This is a genomic window from Sulfitobacter sp. UBA1132, from assembly GCF_002311545.1.
Classification (GTDB): Bacteria; Pseudomonadota; Alphaproteobacteria; order Rhodobacterales; family Rhodobacteraceae; genus Sulfitobacter; species Sulfitobacter pontiacus.
This window is the reverse complement of record NZ_DCAN01000019.1, coordinates 321,768-322,028: the sequence shown is the minus strand read 5'-3', so window position 1 is coordinate 322,028 and position 261 is coordinate 321,768. Positions and strand designations below refer to the sequence as shown.

Here is a 261-nt window from a genome sequence, read left to right as displayed (position 1 = left end):
GGCCCACATGCCCTTGCCGATCTGGGCACGTCCCTGCAGGCCGCAGGCCAGACCGATATCGACGTTGCGATCCTCATAGGCGCTGATCCAAGGGGCGTTTTTCATCTCGCCCTTGGGCACCATCGGCCCTGCCTCCATAGAGGTGTGGATCTCGTCGCCGGTACGATCAAGGAAGCCGGTGTTGATAAAGGCCACGCGCGATTTGGCCGCGCGGATACACTCCGCGAGGTTGACCGAGGTGCGGCGCTCTTCATCCATGAT

Annotated in this window: 1 pseudogene; it reads right to left on the bottom strand. The window is 62.1% G+C overall.

What is annotated here, in order from left to right:
* Positions 1-261: pseudogene (locus tag B4F27_RS15325) on the bottom strand (malate synthase G); the annotation flags it as partial.